We start from the raw sequence: 17,457 nt of genomic DNA, 5'->3' as shown, positions 1-17,457 counted from the left end.
CGCGCAGCCGATTAACAGCCCCAAGGAAGAGCAGATGACCGCAATACGCAGGCAGAAACGGGTGCCGGGCAATTTCATGCCCTCAATGCTACGGTGACGGGGGGAGCGGTGTCGAGAAAATTTCGCAGGCCTCAATCCTCAAACATGAACTCGTTGCTCATCAGCAACACCTGCGCGAGCTGGCTGAGGGAGCTTTGGGGGCGGGCGCGGCCGATGGGCCAGCGGCTGGCGTCGCAGAAGTCGGTTTTCGCATGGGTCAGCACTTCGCCGTTGTCGGCACGGCTGATGGTGGGGGTCCAGTCAAAGCTGTCGCTGTCGGTGCCGCCTTCGTTGTGAATGACGAAGCAGAGGGTGTCGCCACGCTTCACGTCGGTGGTGAGTTGCACGGGGACTTTTTTGTTCTGCGGGTTGCAAAGCTGCTCGGCCAGGATGCCGGTGCGCTCGTTGTAGATCCAGGCACGGACGCCGTCGCCACGATCACTGCTGCGGCTCAGAACGCTGTCGATGGAAACTTTCATATCGGTCGGCACATGCCAGCGGGCGGTGACGATGTACTCGCTCGGCGCGGCGTGGGCGCCGTAGTTGGCCCAGAAGGCATGCCCCCATTTTGGATCTGGAATCTTGGCGGCAGGACTCCAGACTTTCTGACCGCCGCCACCACGTTCCGTCAACTGCGTGAAGGCTTGGAACTCCGTGAACGCGGGTTTGCCTTCGGGCGTGCGTGCGAACTTCATCGTGCCATAGCTCCAGCGGAAAGGCTTCTCTGCGTTGAGCGCGGTGGCATCGGCGGCGAAGCGCTGGGCCAGCTCGACCTCATCTGGCTTCGGATCGCGGGCTAGCACGCGGTGATACATGGCACGGATGGCTTCGGAATCGAGCGTGGTGCCGGCCAGCGGCGTGGCTTTGGCGATGGCATCTGCACGGGCGCGCATGAAGGGGCTGTTCATCAAGAAGAGCGCCTGCTGCGGCACGGTGGTGTTGAAGCGCTGCGGGCTGTGGCCGTCCGGATTGGCAAAGTCAAACATCGCCGGTACGCTGGCCTGATCATAGCGGTCCACTTTGAGATAAACGGTGCGTAGGGAGTCGGCATCCTTGGCATTCAACTCCACGGCGCGTCCGCCTTGCCGGGCCGTGTCCAGTTCACCCGTGACGGTGAGGATCGCATCGCGCATCGTTTCATAGTCGAGGCGCTGGCGGTTGAAGTGGCCTAGCAAGTCGTTCTCCGCATCTTTGACAGCTTTTTCCGGCGTGGCATGGCTGCTCTGCTGGAAGGTGCGGGAGGTGAGGATCAGCGTGTGCAGCTTCTTCAAGCTCCAGCCGTTTTCCATGAAGGTGGCGGCGAGGTAGTCGAGCAGATCTGCCTGCAAGGGCTTCGCGGTCTGCACGCCGAAGTCACTGGTCTGAGAGACGAGGGGTTTGCCAAAATGCTGCAGCCACACGCGGTTTACAATGACGCGTGCGGTGAGCGGATTGTCCTTGCTGGCGATGTGCTGGGCGAGTTCGAGCCGTCCGCTGCCCTCAGTGAATTTTTCACCGCCGAACATGGTGAGCCAAGCGCGCGGTGCGGGATCTCCCTGCCGCCCCGGATTGCCTCGAATAAAGATGCGCACGTCTTGTGGCTTCGGTTTGTCGATCATCACCATGGCGCGTGGCGGTGCGCCGGGATGGGTGCTGTCCAGCTTGGTGCGCTCGTTGTTCAGGCGCACCACCGTCTCGCTGTCCTTGCGGGTGAAGAATGCATTCGCGCCTTCCACCGGCACGGACATGGGGGAGAGCTTGTCCTGCATGAGCTGGCGCATGGGCTCCACCTTGCTTTCGAGAATGATGCGCGCGTAGGCCAGGGCGACGTCCTTCATCGACTTCGGCGGTGTTTGTGCAAATGCGGCGGCGATCTCCGGCGTGCAGCCGCTTTCCGGCTTGGCCAGCTCTTGCACAATGGCGGCTGATTTCGCGGCAAACTCTGCCTCAGGAAGCTTGGCGAAGCGATTCCAGGCGATCATCGCGGCGTGAGGCTTCGCGTTCAGGGCGTAGCGCTTCAGGAAGTCACGCCACTGGCTGGCCACGCGGTCACGCAGCTTCATCTGGCCAGCCTTCCCTCTAAACGCGGTGGTGTCTGCGATCTCTGTCGCCTCCTGGGCGAACGCGAGGTATTCAGCCAGACGCTCTGGCTTGCGGAACTCGTCATACACGGTGCGTTTGAAATCGAGCTCCTTCTTCGAGATCTCGGCCACCTTGGCATCGTAGTCCAGCCCATCCTTTTCATTCGACGCCTTGCCGATGATGGGCTTCACCGTGTCATCCGGCTCGTCGCTGCTGTTCAGGATGCTGTACATCGCATAGTAGTCACGGCTCGGGATGGGGTCGAATTTGTGATCATGGCAGCGTGCACAGGCGACTGTGAGTCCGAGGAGCCCCCGACCAATGACATCGATGCGGTCATCAGCAATGAGCAGCCGGTCATTGATGAATCGTTCGCCGACATTGTAGAAGCCCATCGCCGCCAGATTGGGCGAATTCGGGGTGGCTGCGGTCATGCGATCCGCCGCAAGCTGATAGCTCACGAACTGGTCGTACGGCATGTCATCGTTGAACGCCTTTACGATCCAGTCGCGATATGTGTAGGCGAAAGGGTAGAAATTGCTGCGGCCGGCCACCTGGTAGCCGTTCGTGTCGGCATAGCGCACCACATCGAGCCAGAAGCGCGCCCAGCGCTCGCCATAGGTGGGTTGCGCGAGCAGTTGCGGGATCAGTGCCTGCGGAGCTGGATTCTTCTGCAGCACATCATAGGCAGGCGGCAGTCCGGTGAGCGTGAGGTAAATGCGGCGCGTCAGCGTGGCCGGGTCGGCGGGTGCGGCGAAATCGAAACCGGCAGCCTTGAGCTTGGCACCGACGAATGCGTCGATGGGATTACCGGTGAAACCCGGTGGAAGCGCGGGCTTTTGCACCGGCTTGAAGGCCCAGTGCTGCATTGGGTCCACTTTGACGTGCTCAGCCACAGCGGCCTCCACCGGCCAGGGAAGGCCCATGCTTATCCATTTTTCAAACGCAGCTATTTGGGGTGCTGGCAGCTTGTCGCCCTTCTTGGGCATCGCCTCGACACCGGCGACGTGATTGATCGCTTTGATCAGCTTGCTGGCGCTCGGGTTGCCAGCTTCGACCACCTTGCCGTAGTCACTGCCTTGCAAAATCGCTGCGCGTGAGTCGAGACGCAGGCCATTTTGATGCTTGTGCGCGCCATGGCAGTCGTAGCAGCGCTCTGCGAGCACGGGACGGACGTTTTTCTCAAAGAACTCGATCTGGTCGGGCGGAAATGTCTCGGCCGCTGACACAAGGGAACTTGCGACGGCAAAGCCGCCCAAAACAAAAGAGGGAAACTGGAAACGCAGGGTCATGTGGGGGTTTGGAGGGGTGATTCTACATCACATTCCACCAAAATCCATACGTGCAGCGAGCATGCCACCTTGCAGACGGTAAAATGCCGTTTTGACGCTATCAAATCTGGTTCGCCTTCAGCACTCGCAGCATGTTGCCGCCGATGACCTGCCGGATCGTTTCGTCGCTATGGCCGCGCATGATCATGCCGAGGGTGAAAAGAGGCCAGTTTGACCATGCGACGCTCTGCTCTGCCTCGATGCTCGTCACGTAGTCGTCCTTGGGCCAGAGGTGCTCCCATTTGTCGGCTCTGCCGCCGGGGGCTTTGAGAAGCTTGGCACGCTCTTCCTTGTCAAAACGAGAAGTGTAGGCCACATCGCAGCCGATGGCGGCATGCTTGGCTCCGAATTTCTTGATGAGATGGTCAAGATGATCGAGGAGTGCGGTGACGTCGCCTTTGCCGCCGAGGAAACGCGGGATGCAGCAGATGCCCACGAGGCCGTCGGTGTCGCAGATGGCCTTGATGGTGTCGTCTGGTTTGCCGCGGAAGTGCTCATAAACGCCGCAGCAGGTGGTGTGGCTGGCCACCATGGGGCGCGTGCTGCTCTTTGCTGCATCGTAGGCCGTCTTCCAGCCACTGTGTGCAACATCGACGATGACGCCAATTTTGTTCATTTCAGCGACGGCGGCGTGGCCGAAATCGCTCAGACCGCCATCGTGAGGTTCCCCGGCACCGTCGCCGATGGGATTGCGACGGTTGTAGGTCAGGTGCATCATGCGGGTGCCGAGTTCGTGGAAAATGCGCACAAAGCGCAGCTCATCGCGCACACTTTCCCAGTCTTGCATCAAGGGGACCCCATTCGTTGTGAAGCACAGGCCGACGTTTCCCGCCTGCTTCAAAGCCACGATTTCAGCGGACGTTACGACCTTTGAGAGTGTCGGATTCAGCAAGTCTGTCGCTTTGGTGAAATGCGCGAGGCGTTTGATCAGCCGCAGTGGGTCGCTGCCTTCTTCGCCAGCGTTTTGGAAAATGCAGGTCACGCCAGCAGCGTGGAAGGCATCGAGGAATTCCTTGCGCTCGCGTTCATTGGTCGCGTTGCGGTTCATGGACATGGACTCGCGCAGGTCGGTGATCTCGGCGGCGCCCATCCCAGATTTGATCGCCTCGTTCATTGCGGCCGCATCGATGGCGCAGCGGGGTGCGAAGCCGTAGCTTTCAAAAACGACGGAGCCGAAATGCAGCTCCCAGGCGTGTTCGATCTGTGCCTGCGTTGGCTTCAGCAGGCCGAGCGCGATTTCGCGCGGCTTATCGATGCCCGGATTGCCGGTGATCCATGATTTTTTCGACTCTTGGGAGCGAACATGGATGTGGAAACTGCCCGCGCATGCGGCGAGGGGCAGTGTTTGAAGCAGACGACGGCGCGTGAAAGGGGCGTTCATGGGAAGAACAAACGCACCTCAGCCGGAGTTTTAGCGGCGGAGCTTTTTCTTCAGGCGCATCCAGGTCGGGACGTCGAGGTCCTCGCCTTGCACGATCGAAGGTTCAGTGTCCTTGAAGCGGCCACGGTCTTCTTCCCCGAGGCTGAAAGTCTGCTGGTTGTCGGTGGCGGGCTTGCGGGCGATGACGGCGGTGGTGGCGCTGATCATCGTGGACTCGGGTTCTTCGTCGAAGGAGATGAGATCATCCTGCGCTGGAGCGGCTTCTGTTTGCAAAGTGACGCTGCGTGCGACGACTGCGGCGAGGGTGGATTCCTTACTGCTGCGGGCGGCGTCGGCCAGCTCCTTGGCGGCCGGCGTGCGCACTGGAATGCGGACTGTTTCCGGAGTGGCGGCGATCACTGGGGGGGGCGGCGGCTCGACGAATGCGGGTGATTCCGCGAATGCAGGTGACTCCACAAAGGCTGGCGGTTCTTCCACATGTGCCAGCGGCTGTTCCATGAGCTGAACTTTTTCCACTTCCTGGTGGAAGTTGTTCAAAGGAAAGGCCTCACCAATTGAAGGGGCAGGGGCGAACTCATCGGACTTGAAGAGCAGATCAGGAGGTGAGTCCGCAGGGGGGGCGTACGGTGAGGAGGCCTTCTTCACCGGGATTTCGCGTTTGGGAGCCGGGGCAGGTGCAGGCGCCTCAGCGCGCGGCTGGAGCATTTCCGATGGAGGTGCTGCGGTGGCGTGAGCGTTGAGCTGGTTGAGTCCCAGCGAACTGATCAGAGTGACGGCAATGGCGTCTCCCAGCTTTGCATCGACACCGAGGCCGAAAAGAATGTGGGTCTGATCCGGCACATGACGACCGAGCTGCTTCATGACTCCTTCGACTTCGACGAGGGTGAGCGATTCGCCACCGGCGACGTGGACCAGAAGGTTCTTCGTCTGGTGCAGGAGGCGGCCGGAGTCGATGAGCGGGCTCTTGAGTGCTTTCTTGAGCGCCTCGGTGCCGCGGTTCTGGCCACGGGCTTCGCCGAAGCCAAAGAGGCAGCGGCCGTTGGCATTGGCCAGCGCGGAGGTGAGGTCATCGAGGCCAAGTTTCACCAGACCCGGCGTGGTGGTGATGGTGGAGATGGCACGCAGGCTCTGGGCAATGAGCTGGTCTGCCTGATTGAAGGCTTTCTGAATGCCATCCTTGGGCAGGATGAGTTCACCCATGCGGTTGTTTTCAAACAGCACGAGGGCATCTGCACGCTTTTGGAGGAGTTCGAGTGCCTCTTCGGCCTGGGCAAGACGACGGCGGCCTTCGAAGCTGAACGGCATGGTGGCGACGACGAGGACCAGAGCGCCGGTGTTTTTGGCAATTTCAGCAATGACAGGAGCCGCGCCGCTGCCGGTGCCGCCGCCGAGTCCGGCGCTGATGAAAATGATGTCGTGATTTTCAATGGCCTGCCGAATCTGCTCGCGCGAGAACAGCGCGGCTTCACGTCCGAGATCGGGATCGCCTCCGGCACCGATACCCTTCATGAGCTCGGCTCCCAGCTGGATTTTTACCGGTGCCATCGAATGGCCGAGCACTCGTACGTCCGTATGTGCGCAGACCAGGGTGGCATCCACAATACGGTCCAGAGTGATACGATCGACAACATTGGAACCCGCACCGCCGATGCCGACGATGCAGATGCGCGGTGCCGCTGTGCTGGCACCTTCAGGTGATTGGGAGCGGTCGTATTCTACCATAATCGTGGGTGGTTAGGGTTGGGCTGCGGGCTTTTAATTAAAGTGTGACGGAGGAGAGGAGTTCCTGCATGCGCCTGCCAAGGCGCTTCAGGGGAGAGAGAAAGGGCTTCTCGCTGTCAAGAATCTGCGCATAACGAATGAGGCCGATTGGAGCGGAGTATTGGGGATTCTCGAAAGTGGCGGTGATGCCGCTGACGGGAGCCGAACCTGCGCGCGTGACTTTGATCCCAAACACTTCACGGGCCACCACGTCAATGCCTTTCATCATGCTGACACCTCCGGTGAGATAAATGCCCGCCCCAAGACGACCGAGGTGATCCTCCACCCTCACCCGCACCTGGATAAGTATTTCTTTAGTGCGGAGGTTCATGACCTCGTTCAGAAACGCCCGTTCGATCTCGCCAAGAATCAGGCCGGTGTCGTCTTCGATGCTGAGCATTTCGCCGTCCGGCACCTCGTCATACAAGACGCTGCCTTCCTCCACCTTGAGGCGTTCGGCCCGGCCATTCGGGATCTGCAGCGCCATCGAGACATCATTGGTGATGTGGTCGCCACCGAGAGGGACGCAGCCGGAGGCGGTGATCATGCCGTCTTCGTACAAGACGTAGTCACAAGTGCCGGCACCGAAGTCGATCATGAGGGCACCCTGCATTTTCGCCTCACGAGTCAGTACGACCTGCGCCGCAGCGACGGGATTGAACACCACGTCCTCCACTTCGAGGGGAATTTCACGTACACAGCGAATCGCATTCTGCACCCGGCCGCGCACGCCGTGGATGATGTGGTAGTCCGCCTCCAGCACGCGGCCCTCACGCCCGATGGGCTGGCGCACGGCCTCCTGACCATCGACGATGTACTGGCGTGTGACGCTGTGCAGAAAGACATTCGACTGGGGGATCGAGACGCTGCGGGCAATCTCCTTGGCCTCCTCCACATCGTCCTCGCTGATTTCCGTCTGCTCGTCCGGCAGGCGGTGCCGTCCGCGATTGTTCAGGCTTTCGATGTGCGCACCGGTGACGCCAAGGAAGACGTTACGGATCATCACATCGCTGCGGTCCTCTGCACGCACGAGTGCATCGTTCACGCAGGTCTGAACCTTTTCGAAATCGACGATCTCGCCTTTGCGGACGCCACGAGAAGGAGCCTGGCCGACGCCGAGAATTTTGATGGCTCCATCGCGCTTGGCTTCACCCACGACGACGCAGATCTTGTGCGTTCCGATTTCAAGACCTGCGTAGATGGTGCTTTTGGCCATGAGAGATTCAGCGTGCGGATGAAGTGGAGGCGGTGTCCGCCAGATTTAGCCCGGTGACATCCGGCGTTTCGTGAAAAGTGACGGGAGTGTTGATGCTGGCGATCAGGTTCAGCGTGGCGACACGCCATTTGCGCGCGCGCGCCTCGTACATGACGCGGTCAAAACGTGCCAGCTGTGGGTCAAGGTCATCGACGCCGAAGGTGACCTTGGTATCGCCGTTGAAATGCGCGACGAGCGACCATGGATTGGGAATTTCGATCACTTCCAGTGTGGGATGGGCGTCCTCGCTGCGGCTTTGCAGCTTCTCCATCAGGCGCAGTGCCGCGTGAACCTGCATGTCTGGCGACGGCCTGCCGGGGATGGCTTCGCTGAGATCCGGGAATTGGATGCGGGGCATCGCGAGATACTCCCGGGTGACGACATTGCAGGGCACCAGCGCACCTTCGGCATCAATGAGGCAGCCTTTGCCGCTGAGCGGTGCCAGGAGCTTCTGCTTTGGGCATTCCATCCAGGCCACTGGCAGGCGCTGCACGACATCCAGCGTGAGCTTGCCGTGGTAGTCGCGCTGGATCACCGCCGATTTCACCTGGGGCTGGCGTTCGATCTTCGCGCGCACTTCGCGCAGATTCATGGTGAGCAGGTTGGTGGCTTCGGTGAGGCCGGTGGCGGCCACGATCTGCTGCCGGGTGAGGGTGCCTTCAGTGTTCACCTCCACGGTCTTCAGCATGAATTGCGAGTTTTTTTCCAGCGCTTCATGCCAAGTCACCCAGCCGATACCGATCACGATCATGGCTGTGATCAGCCACATCGCGGTGCGGAAGCCACGGCGGCGGCGCTCCACCGCCTCATGCTCGCGAATGACCGGAGATTCCGGCTGATAGTCGATTACGTGGGTGCCCGGACCCTTGCGCTTGTGAGAAGAGCGCTTGGCTGGTTTTTTGGAGCCATTCTTGGCAGCAGACATGAGAAGGCGTACACAAAGTACAGTTCCGAATACAGGCGGAACCGTTAGTTAATAGGCCTTAAATAATAGAATCTCAGTCCGATTGCCATAATTATTCGTGAAAAATTGCGACTTCTGTATTTACAGACGAGTGGGTTATTCACAATTTTGCACCTCAATCCGCTCCATTGCGTGGCCTCAACAGGAGGTGGTTGCTACTTTTTCACCACCCAGATATTGCGGTACCGCACCGGATTGCCGTGGTTCTGGAGGTGGATCGGTCCCGGGGTGTTCTCTTCCTTTTTTGGGGCTGAGGTCGTCGCTCCAGGCAGTTCCTGGTTCTCATGAATCACCACGCCATTGTGTTTGACCGTGATCTTGGCGTTCGCCGTTTTCTTGCCTTCGGCGTCGTAGGTTGCAGCGGTGAAATCGATGTCATAGGTCTGCCAAGTCAGCGGCGGAAGGCACATGTTCACCTTCGGCGCAGCGATCTTGTATAACCCGCCGCACTCGTTGTCCTTCCCTTCGAGGGCAAAGCTGTCGAGCATCTGCACTTCATAGCGCCCTTGCAGATAGAGACCACTGTTTCCCCGGCCTTGGCCACGGGCATCTGGCATGTAGGGCAGGAAAAACTCCACATGCAGGCTGCAATCGCCAAAGGTGTCCTCACTGGTGATGCCCTCCATCAGCGCGCCTGCTTTTTCATCGACCCGTGATTTGGGGAAACGGTTTACACCCTTGCCATCAAATAGCACCACCGCGTTCTCTGGTGGCGCGGCACCCAGCGTGGGCGATTCGCGGTTCGTGCGGTTGAGCTCCATGAGTTTCACGCCGTCGGCATTGTTCACCAAGATGCTCGCACCGTTCACCTCGGCTTTGATGGAACCGTCCGGCGACTCAAACGCCGCACTCTTGGCACCCTCTGCCCGTGTGCCAATGACCCGCGTCATCGTCGCCCGATCACCATCCCACCCCGCCCCCGGCAACCCACCGAGATGGCTCACCGCTTCGAATTTCCCACCACCTTGCGCCCAAATCTGCACACCATAGGTCTTGCCATCGAGTTCGCCGACATACTCGCCTTGAATCGTGAAGTCCTCGTCCGTTTGCGCCGGCTCAATGAAGGCCTTCGGCTTCGGTGCAGCGGGCTGCTGGGCATGCACGATCATGGTTAATAAGACGGCGGTGAGGAGGAGGCGCATGGCGAAGAATGTGGCGAGCGAATTTCACTGCGCCAGCTTCGGGAGGGGGGCTGTGGCAGTGATCTCGACGGTGAGGTCAGGGATGAAGCCCTTGTTTGGATCATCTGGATAGGCTCGCGGGTTCGCCAGAATGCGGGTCTCCCCAATCCTGTAGTCGTTGTTGTGATGAATATGACCATGGATCCAGAGTTGCGGCTGAAACTCTTGAATCAAGGCATCGAGATGCGAGGCGTAGGCACAACTAATCTCCTCTGTACGCCTGCGTTCGGGCAATGACAAAAGAGAAGGTGCATGATGAGTGACGACAACGGACTGTTTAGGGTCGCCACCGCTGAGGAAGTCTCGCAGAGCCTGAACAGAGGCCAGATGCGCCATTCGTGTGTCACGTGGTGAGAGGCGCTTGTATCCGCGAGCTGAGTTGCGCACCCTCTTATAGTCATTCATCACAGGTCCGGCCACGGCTGCTCCTTCCGACCAATCACCCATGAGCGCCATGTCAGTCCATAGGGTGCTTCCGAAAAAGCGTACTCCGCCAATCGTCACGGATTCGTTCTCCAAGAAGTGAACATTCGTACCTCGCGACTGCTCACGCAGCTTGCCAAACAAGCTTGGATAGTTCTCACCGTAGAACTCATGATTCCCGCAGATATAGATCACGGGGACATCGGTGATTTCTCGCAGAATCCACTTCAAACCGTTGGTCTTGGTCGAGACATCTCCCGCCAGCACCACACAGTCACAATCCACCTTGGGCAAAGGCACTTCGCCAAACTCTTGATGTAGATCGCTGATCACATGAATGCGCATCGGTCCATGTAGCATGCGGTCCAACACTTACCAATCACCCTCAGGATCAGGTCTTTCTTGATCAGAAAGCCCACGGATTACGCAACTCGTTGAGGGTTCCGCGATTGGCCTTCTTGCTGGAATTAACCGCTTCGGCCAAAGCATCTGCCGTGTCGTCATCAAGTGTGCGGTAGATGTCGCCCAGAACTTCCAGAGCGTTTTGAGTCGGGAGCTGAGGCACAAGGTGGGCGACGGGCTTGTGATTGCGCATGAGCACGATCTCCTCCTGATCGGCTTCGACGCCATCAATGACGGAACTGAAGTTTCGGGCCACCTCGGTTACGGTTAACATTTTCATGAGTGCAGACTGTCAAATCAACTCCTTCAACGGCGCACCCTGATCCACAATAAAGTTCGGCCTCCCCGAATGATCCGTATAAGTCGCATCAAGCGGAACACCCATGTGGTGGTAGATGGTGGCTGCAAGATCGCCGGGAGTGACGGGGCGTTCGTCGATCTGCCCGCCGTCTTTGTCCGAGGCACCGATGACCTGACCGTGACGGAAGCCACCGCCAGCGAGGGACATGGACATGACATGCGGCCAGTGGTTGCGCCCATCCGTGCTGCCCTGCGTGCCGAGGGTGGGCGTGCGGCCAAACTCACCCATGGTGAGGACAAGGGTGTCATCAAGCATGCCACGTTCCGCGAGATCGCTGACGAGTGTGGTGATGACGTGATCAAAAACAGGCAGCAGCGGGCGCAGGCCATTCCAGATACCGCCATAGGGCGGGATGTTGTCGCCATGATTGTCCCAGGTGCCGGAAGCCCCGTGATTGCTGAGGTCGATGGTGACGAAGGATGAGCCGCGCTCGACGAGACGGCGCGCCAGCAACGCCTGCTTGGCCCAGTCATGCTCGCCGTAGCGGTCGCGTACTTTTTGCGGCTCCTTGCTCAAATCAAAAGCTTCCTGCGCCCGGCCACCGGCCACGATGTCGAAGGCGGTCTGAGAGAAACTGTCCATCGCATCCATCATGCCGCTGGCATCGATCTCGGCACGCAGGCCGTCCATTTGCCGGCTCAGCGTCTGGCGTGCATGCATGCGGTCCATGCTGAGGCCAGCGGGCAGTTGGAAGAGCTTGGTGGCGCTGCTGCCGTCGAAGGGATCATACTGCGTGCCGAGATAACCGCCCCATGCGATGTGCGAGCGCGATTTCATGTTCAGCGCCACATACGGCGGCATGGCCGGATGATTCGGACCATGATGTTTCGCCACGATGCTGCCGAATGAAGGGTAATACTTCGCCTTCGGATTCGTGCGCGGCTCGTTGGCGAGGTTCGCCGTCTGCATGACCATGTTCGGTTCATGATTGCTGAAGCGGCAGTCCACCGAACGGATGAGCGTGAACTTGTCGAGCATGGCCGCCTGCTTCGGCAGATACTCGCAGATGTGCGTGCCGGGCAGCTTGGTGGGGATCGTTTTGAAGGGGCCGCGAATCTCACTCGGGCGGTCCGGCTTCGGATCCCAGGTGTCGATTTGTGACGGGCCGCCCGTCATCCAGAGCAGGATCACCGCTTTGCCGTTCTTGGAGACTTTGCCCTCCGCACGCAGCTTCGTGAGCGCAGGCAAGGAAAGGCCGCCCAAACCCGCGAGGCTCGTTTTCAACACCGAGCGCCGGCTGTGGACGACCACGCCATCCCGCACACGCGGATTCATGAACGTGAATGCATGCGGGGCGCTGTGGCCTGCGCAGGGATGAGCGGGGGATGGCATCGCAATCCAATACGAAGAGTCATGCGGCACTCTAACCAAGTGCAGCAAATACTATGCGGACGTCACTTCACCCCTTTCAAATACGCGATCAAATCTGCCAGCGACTGGGGCGTGAGAGCGACTTCGAGCCCTTCCGGCATCAGGGACGTGCCGGTGCTCTGCAAACTCGCGATCTCGCTGCGCAGCACCGACTTCGTCAGGTTTCCTGCCATCTTCAGCGTCAGGCTCGCGCTTGTTTCCGTCGCGATCACTCCGTAGAGTTGCTCGCCGTTTTTAAGAGTGCAATGATACGCTGTGAATCCGGGTTCGATGATGGCGCTCGGATCCAGGATGGAGTTGAGCAGCTTTTCTGCGTCATGCTGCACCACGCTGCGCAGGTCCGGCCCCAGTTCGAGGCCCACGCCATCCAGTTTGTGACAACTGATGCACACCTGTGCAAACGCCGCCTTCCCCTTTGTCGCGTCACCCGTCAGCTTCAGCGCCGGTTTGAACTTCTCCACCACCGCTGCGCGCGTGGCGCTGGTTGAATCCGCAAACGCTGCCGATGCCAGCTTAGCGATCTCCTTTTTCGGATGCTTCGTCAGGCGTGCTCGTGTCGCAGCGTCACATGCCTTCGCCTCATGCCGCTTCAGCACAGCCACGGTCCAGGTATCGCTCGAAAGCAAAGCCTCGATGATCTGGCCACGAACCACGGGGGTCCGCTCGTTCCAACCTGCCAGCAAAAACTCGGGTCCTCCCTGCGGTTGCAGCTTCGTCACCAGCCGTAGCACCTCGGTGCTCTGCGACTTCTGCCATAGTTCCGGCAGTAGCGACTTCACCATCTCGCGATGCTCACGGTCTGAGGCCAGTAGCGCCAGTTCCGCCATCGGTGGAGCCGTCTTGGCAATTTTCACCGTCTCAACTGCCTGTGCCAACATGGTCGCCATCTTCTTCAGCCCCTGCTGTGCCTCCGCCGAAGTCACTTGTTTCGAAAACTCCGCCAGTGAGAGGCCTTTCTCATCAAGGACAGTCAGCAACTCAGCGAACTTTTCCTTGTCTTTCATTTCCGAAACTAAAGCGGCGATTGCTTCTTCATTCTTGGTTTCGAGAGCACAATGAAACAACATGCCAATGACTCCTTTAGGTGCCTTGTACTCCGGCTTGCCAAACTGCTGGCAAATTCGCTGCAAGTGAGGAAGGGCTGAACTCAAAGCCGCTCCAGCGAGAGGGCTGCCCGATGTAGCTTCGTCCAAGACAGTCCCCACGATGTCCGCTGGCCAATCCCCCTTCCATGAGCCGGCGGAGAGAGCCAGTTGCATTCGGATCCTTGGATGTGAAAAACGCTTTCCACTCACAAGGAGAAGTAATGGCTCTTCGATTCCCTCAAATCTTTTTCCCTCGGCTATCTGCAATCCTTGAGCCACGACCTCGTCATTTTCGTCGAGTAAAATAAGGTGGAGCTGTTCTGGGGACAATTTGTCCAAGAGGTGAAGCGTCCATGCTGCCTGTGCTCGAACCTGCGGTATTTTGCTCTGAGAGGCATGATGTATTGCCACCCACGCTTTTTCCTCTGGTTTCTGCCACAGCGCTTGCATCTGCGCCTTGTCACGCTGCCAGCCATTCGAGGAGCTCAGATTCTGTTCTGTAATCCCGCCTTTAGGCGGTTCTGGGGAGCGTATGATTCTCCAAATCCGCCCCTTGTCATCCCCCTCACGATAATGCGGCAGCAGCTCGTCTTTGCCGTTTTGTGGCAACCACTGCGGATGCTCGATCATGTAGCGGTACATGTCCGCCACCCACAACGCGCCATCGGGACCGGTGCGCACCATCACGGGTCGGCACCAGCGGTCTTCGCTCGCTAAAAAATCCATCTTCGACTCCGCCGGATCGCGTGCGGCCTTGAATGTCACGCCATCGTCTTCCAGCACATGATGCTGCACCACGTTGTGAAACGGCTCGCAGGTGAAGGCGTGCGTTTTGCCATCATCAAACAGCACGCGATCGCGATACACCTCAATGCCGCAGGCGCTGGTAAAGCGCCCCGACTGGTCGAAGCTATGGAAACGCTTCTCCATACTGCTGGCGGGATACACGGGAGGATTGCGCGGGAAGAGCTGATGAATCGGGTCCGGTGGGATGACGTGCGGATTCCGCCGCAGATAGTGATCCTGCAACACATAATGCCAGAGCGGGAAGCTGTTCTGCACGCCGAACCATTGGCCCCAGTCATCGCGTGCACGACCGAACTGCGAAGGGCCGCTTTGCGGATCAAAGTCCCCCGTGTCCGGCTGGAAGCGGAAATCGCGGCTGCCGAGGTCGATCTTCTGTCCGGTGAGCTTTGATTCAATCTGCGTGCCTTTGTTGTAGCCGCTGTTGTGCGCACCTGCCGCGCAGTACACCCAGCCATCCATGCCCCAGCGCAGACCGTTCACGCGGAGCTGCTGATTTCCGGTGCTGAAGCCGGTGAAGAGCACCTGCTTTTCGCCGTTGGGTTTGATGAAGAAGATGTCTGGAGCGGCGGTCACGATGACGCCATCGCGCCAGGTCAGGATGCCGGTGGGATAGCTGAGGTCGTTCACGATGACTGTGCGCTTGTCGTAGCGGCCATCGGCGTTGGTGTCTTCGAGCATCACCACGCGTCCGCCGGCCTTGCCGTTGCCATCCATGCCGAGCGGATAGTCCGCCATTTCAATCACCCACAGGCGGCCTTTTTCATCCCAGTCAAACGCCACCGGATCAAGCACCACGGGTTCTGCTGCGACGAGTTCGATACGGTAGCCCTCACGCACATGCCACTTCTTTGCCGACTCCTCGGGGGAGAGCGGCGGTGTGGCGGTTTGCAGCTTCGCAGGTGCGGGCGGTGTCATGCCGCTGGCCTTGTAATGCGCTGCGGCTTCATCAACAGACAAAGCGCGGTCATAGAAAGCCGCCTCGTCGATCTTGCCCTCAAAGTTGAACAGATTGTCGCTGCGTCCGCCGATGAACCACTGATCCTTTGTTGTGTGGGTGATGTCCAGTTCACCTTCGATTTCCGGTTTACCGTCCAGCAGCACACTCAACCGCTTCCCTGTGCGGCTCAAAACCACATGATGCCATTGCTTGAATGCCAGCTTGGTTTTCCCTGAGATTAACCCCTTGGCGGCGTTGCCATTGTAAACAAACAGGCAGCCTGGTTGGGCATCTGCATGCGTGCCACCGATGCCAAGATGATCTCCCGGGCAGGCTTTGTCGCCGTCCGACCCGCGTGAAAAAAGATAGCCCGTCACTGCGCGTGACTCCGTGGGCAGCGCATTCCAAAACCAGAACTCCACGCTGTAATCTGTGCCGGTCATGGCAAAGCCGTCCACCCGTCCGCCGGCAAAGTGCGGCGCACGATTGATGCCCTTGCCAGAGAAAGCCTCGCCCTGAGGCCCCTCCAAATAGCGGGCCACTCCAGGCTCGTAGCGTGGCTCCTCGCCACGCCAGTCATTGACGGGATAGAGCGAGTCGCCTGCGATCTCGTCCATGCGCCAGTATGATGTAGGATTGGAAGCAAAGACTGCCTGCGGATATGCGCCCAGAGTGTGGGTGATGATCTGACGGTTTTTGCCCGTGATCTCCTCTAGGGCATCAAGCAATGACTCAACCATCTTCGGCTCCGCCTGCACTTCGAGTCCCGCCGTACGCGCAGGCCAAGTGGTGTAGCCGCCGAGCACATGCTGTTCCGGTGGTGGGATGTAGCCTTCAGCGCCGTTGGCGAGTTCGATGTTGATCGTCCTCGGCAGCGGACTCTGCGCCTTCAGTTTCAACCCCGTGATCGCATACACCTCGTTCGGCAGTGTGGCGATGCTCAGGTCGCCGATGCGGATGGCTTGCAGCTTCACGCTGGTCTTCTGCCGCTCGTGCAGAATCAGCGCCTCGCGGGCATAGACTTCCTCTTTGTTTTTCGGCAGATCATTCTCGATTTTCGCGGCGATGGGGCGTGCCCACGCCAGCCTCTTTTCATCAGGCACGCGGTAGTTGAGCTCCAGCGTCTTCTCCACCATGCCGAGCGGTGCATGATCGAGATACTTCACTGTTTGCAGGGCTTTCATGGCGCTGTCAGCGACCGCGCTGGCGTAGGTATCGATGGTGATGTTTTTCTTCTCCGCGCCATAGTCCATCCACATCTGGTCGCCGCTGGTGCCCTGACACATGGCGCAGACAAAGGAGCCGATGCCATCACCTGACTGTCCCATTTTGGCGGCGAGGTGTTTGCAGAAGAGGCCATAGTAATCGGAAGAGATCGGGCTGCTGCCGAAGTAGTGCTGTGAGTAGTTTGCCAGCACGCCCAGTGGTTTACCCTCGGCGGTTTGCAGGGAGATGACGGAGAGCTGAGGATCGACTGGACCGCTGGGACCCACGACGTCTTTGCTGAGGTAGCCGGGGTGCATGTTCGCACGGCCCGTGGGCTGGCCGAAGGGATCGATGACTTCCTTGCCGGGCAGGCGAATCCAGCGGCGGTTGTGGGTGTGCTCCCAGTCGTCAAAGCTGCCCCAGCCGATGCGTGCGGGCTGCAAGGCCTTGTCTGCTGCCACGATGGCTTCGGCGATTTTCGGTGTGAGGAGTTTGCCATACTCCGTGTCCTTGCGCGTGCCGAGGCAGCCCATCGCCGCCGGTGCGGAGTGCGTGTGCGTGGCGCTGACCATCATGCGCTCCATCGGAATACCGCATTGCTTGGATGCGAGCGCCTTCGCTTCATCAATGAGCGACTGCTCCATCATGCAGGTGTCCACGATGGCGAAGGCGATTTTCATCTTGCCGTCATCGAGCACAAAGCTCCGCACATGCAGGCGGTCCGTGACCTTCTCACCACGCCCTTCGAGAAACCCGCCCGCGATGATGCGTGGGAATGTCGTGGGGGTGATGTCGATGGCGGAGACGCCTGCGCGGAAGACTGGCTGCGCCTGTGCGGTGATGACTGCTAGGCAGAGAAAAAGCAGGAGTGACTTCATGAGATTGGCTTAAA

The 17,457-nt window shown here is 59.3% G+C and carries 10 protein-coding genes; all 10 read right to left on the bottom strand.

The window, feature by feature from the left end; all coding sequences use genetic code 11:
* Window positions 1–131: 131 nt before the first annotated feature.
* A complete protein-coding gene (locus PSV43_RS15480) occupies window positions 132–3,392 on the bottom strand; it encodes a PSD1 and planctomycete cytochrome C domain-containing protein (RefSeq protein ID WP_300199126.1) in 3,261 nt (1,086 codons plus the stop codon).
* Between the two features lie 100 nt (window positions 3,393–3,492).
* Entirely contained in the window at window positions 3,493–4,812 is a 1,320-nt protein-coding gene (locus PSV43_RS15475) for a membrane dipeptidase (RefSeq protein ID WP_300199123.1), read from the bottom strand.
* A 30-nt stretch (window positions 4,813–4,842) separates the two neighbouring features.
* Window positions 4,843–6,534: a cell division protein FtsZ gene (locus PSV43_RS15470; protein WP_300199121.1), complete on the bottom strand. Its 1,692-nt coding sequence runs from the start codon at window positions 6,532–6,534 to the stop codon at window positions 4,843–4,845.
* Window positions 6,535–6,571: 37 nt separating this feature from the next.
* Window positions 6,572–7,789 carry a cell division protein FtsA gene (gene ftsA / locus PSV43_RS15465; RefSeq protein ID WP_300199118.1) on the bottom strand — a complete coding sequence of 406 codons (1,218 nt, stop codon included), beginning with the start codon at window positions 7,787–7,789 and terminating at the stop codon, window positions 6,572–6,574.
* 7 nt (window positions 7,790–7,796) lie between these two features.
* Window positions 7,797–8,753, bottom strand: coding sequence for an FtsQ-type POTRA domain-containing protein (locus PSV43_RS15460; RefSeq protein WP_300199115.1), 957 nt, complete (start codon window positions 8,751–8,753; stop codon window positions 7,797–7,799).
* Between the two features lie 194 nt (window positions 8,754–8,947).
* On the bottom strand, window positions 8,948–9,934 hold the full coding sequence (locus tag PSV43_RS15455; protein ID WP_300199112.1) for a DUF1080 domain-containing protein: 987 nt from the start codon (window positions 9,932–9,934) through the stop codon (window positions 8,948–8,950).
* 24 nt (window positions 9,935–9,958) lie between these two features.
* The gene (locus PSV43_RS15450) at window positions 9,959–10,756 is read right to left on the bottom strand and encodes a metallophosphoesterase (protein ID WP_300199109.1); all 798 of its coding nucleotides are present in this window, start codon (window positions 10,754–10,756) and stop codon (window positions 9,959–9,961) included.
* A 46-nt stretch (window positions 10,757–10,802) separates the two neighbouring features.
* Window positions 10,803–11,078 (bottom strand): hypothetical protein, encoded by a 276-nt coding sequence (locus PSV43_RS15445; RefSeq protein ID WP_300199106.1) that lies wholly within the window; start codon window positions 11,076–11,078, stop codon window positions 10,803–10,805.
* A 12-nt stretch (window positions 11,079–11,090) separates the two neighbouring features.
* Window positions 11,091–12,434 (bottom strand): DUF1501 domain-containing protein, encoded by a 1,344-nt coding sequence (locus tag PSV43_RS15440; protein ID WP_300199103.1) that lies wholly within the window; start codon window positions 12,432–12,434, stop codon window positions 11,091–11,093.
* A 119-nt stretch (window positions 12,435–12,553) separates the two neighbouring features.
* Window positions 12,554–17,443 (bottom strand): neutral/alkaline non-lysosomal ceramidase N-terminal domain-containing protein, encoded by a 4,890-nt coding sequence (locus PSV43_RS15435; RefSeq protein WP_300199100.1) that lies wholly within the window; start codon window positions 17,441–17,443, stop codon window positions 12,554–12,556.
* Between the last annotated feature and the right edge of the window lie 14 nt (window positions 17,444–17,457).

This window comes from Prosthecobacter sp. (assembly GCF_029946185.1).
GTDB lineage: Bacteria > Verrucomicrobiota > Verrucomicrobiia > Verrucomicrobiales > Verrucomicrobiaceae > Prosthecobacter.
This window is presented reverse-complemented; position numbering and strand designations above follow the sequence as displayed.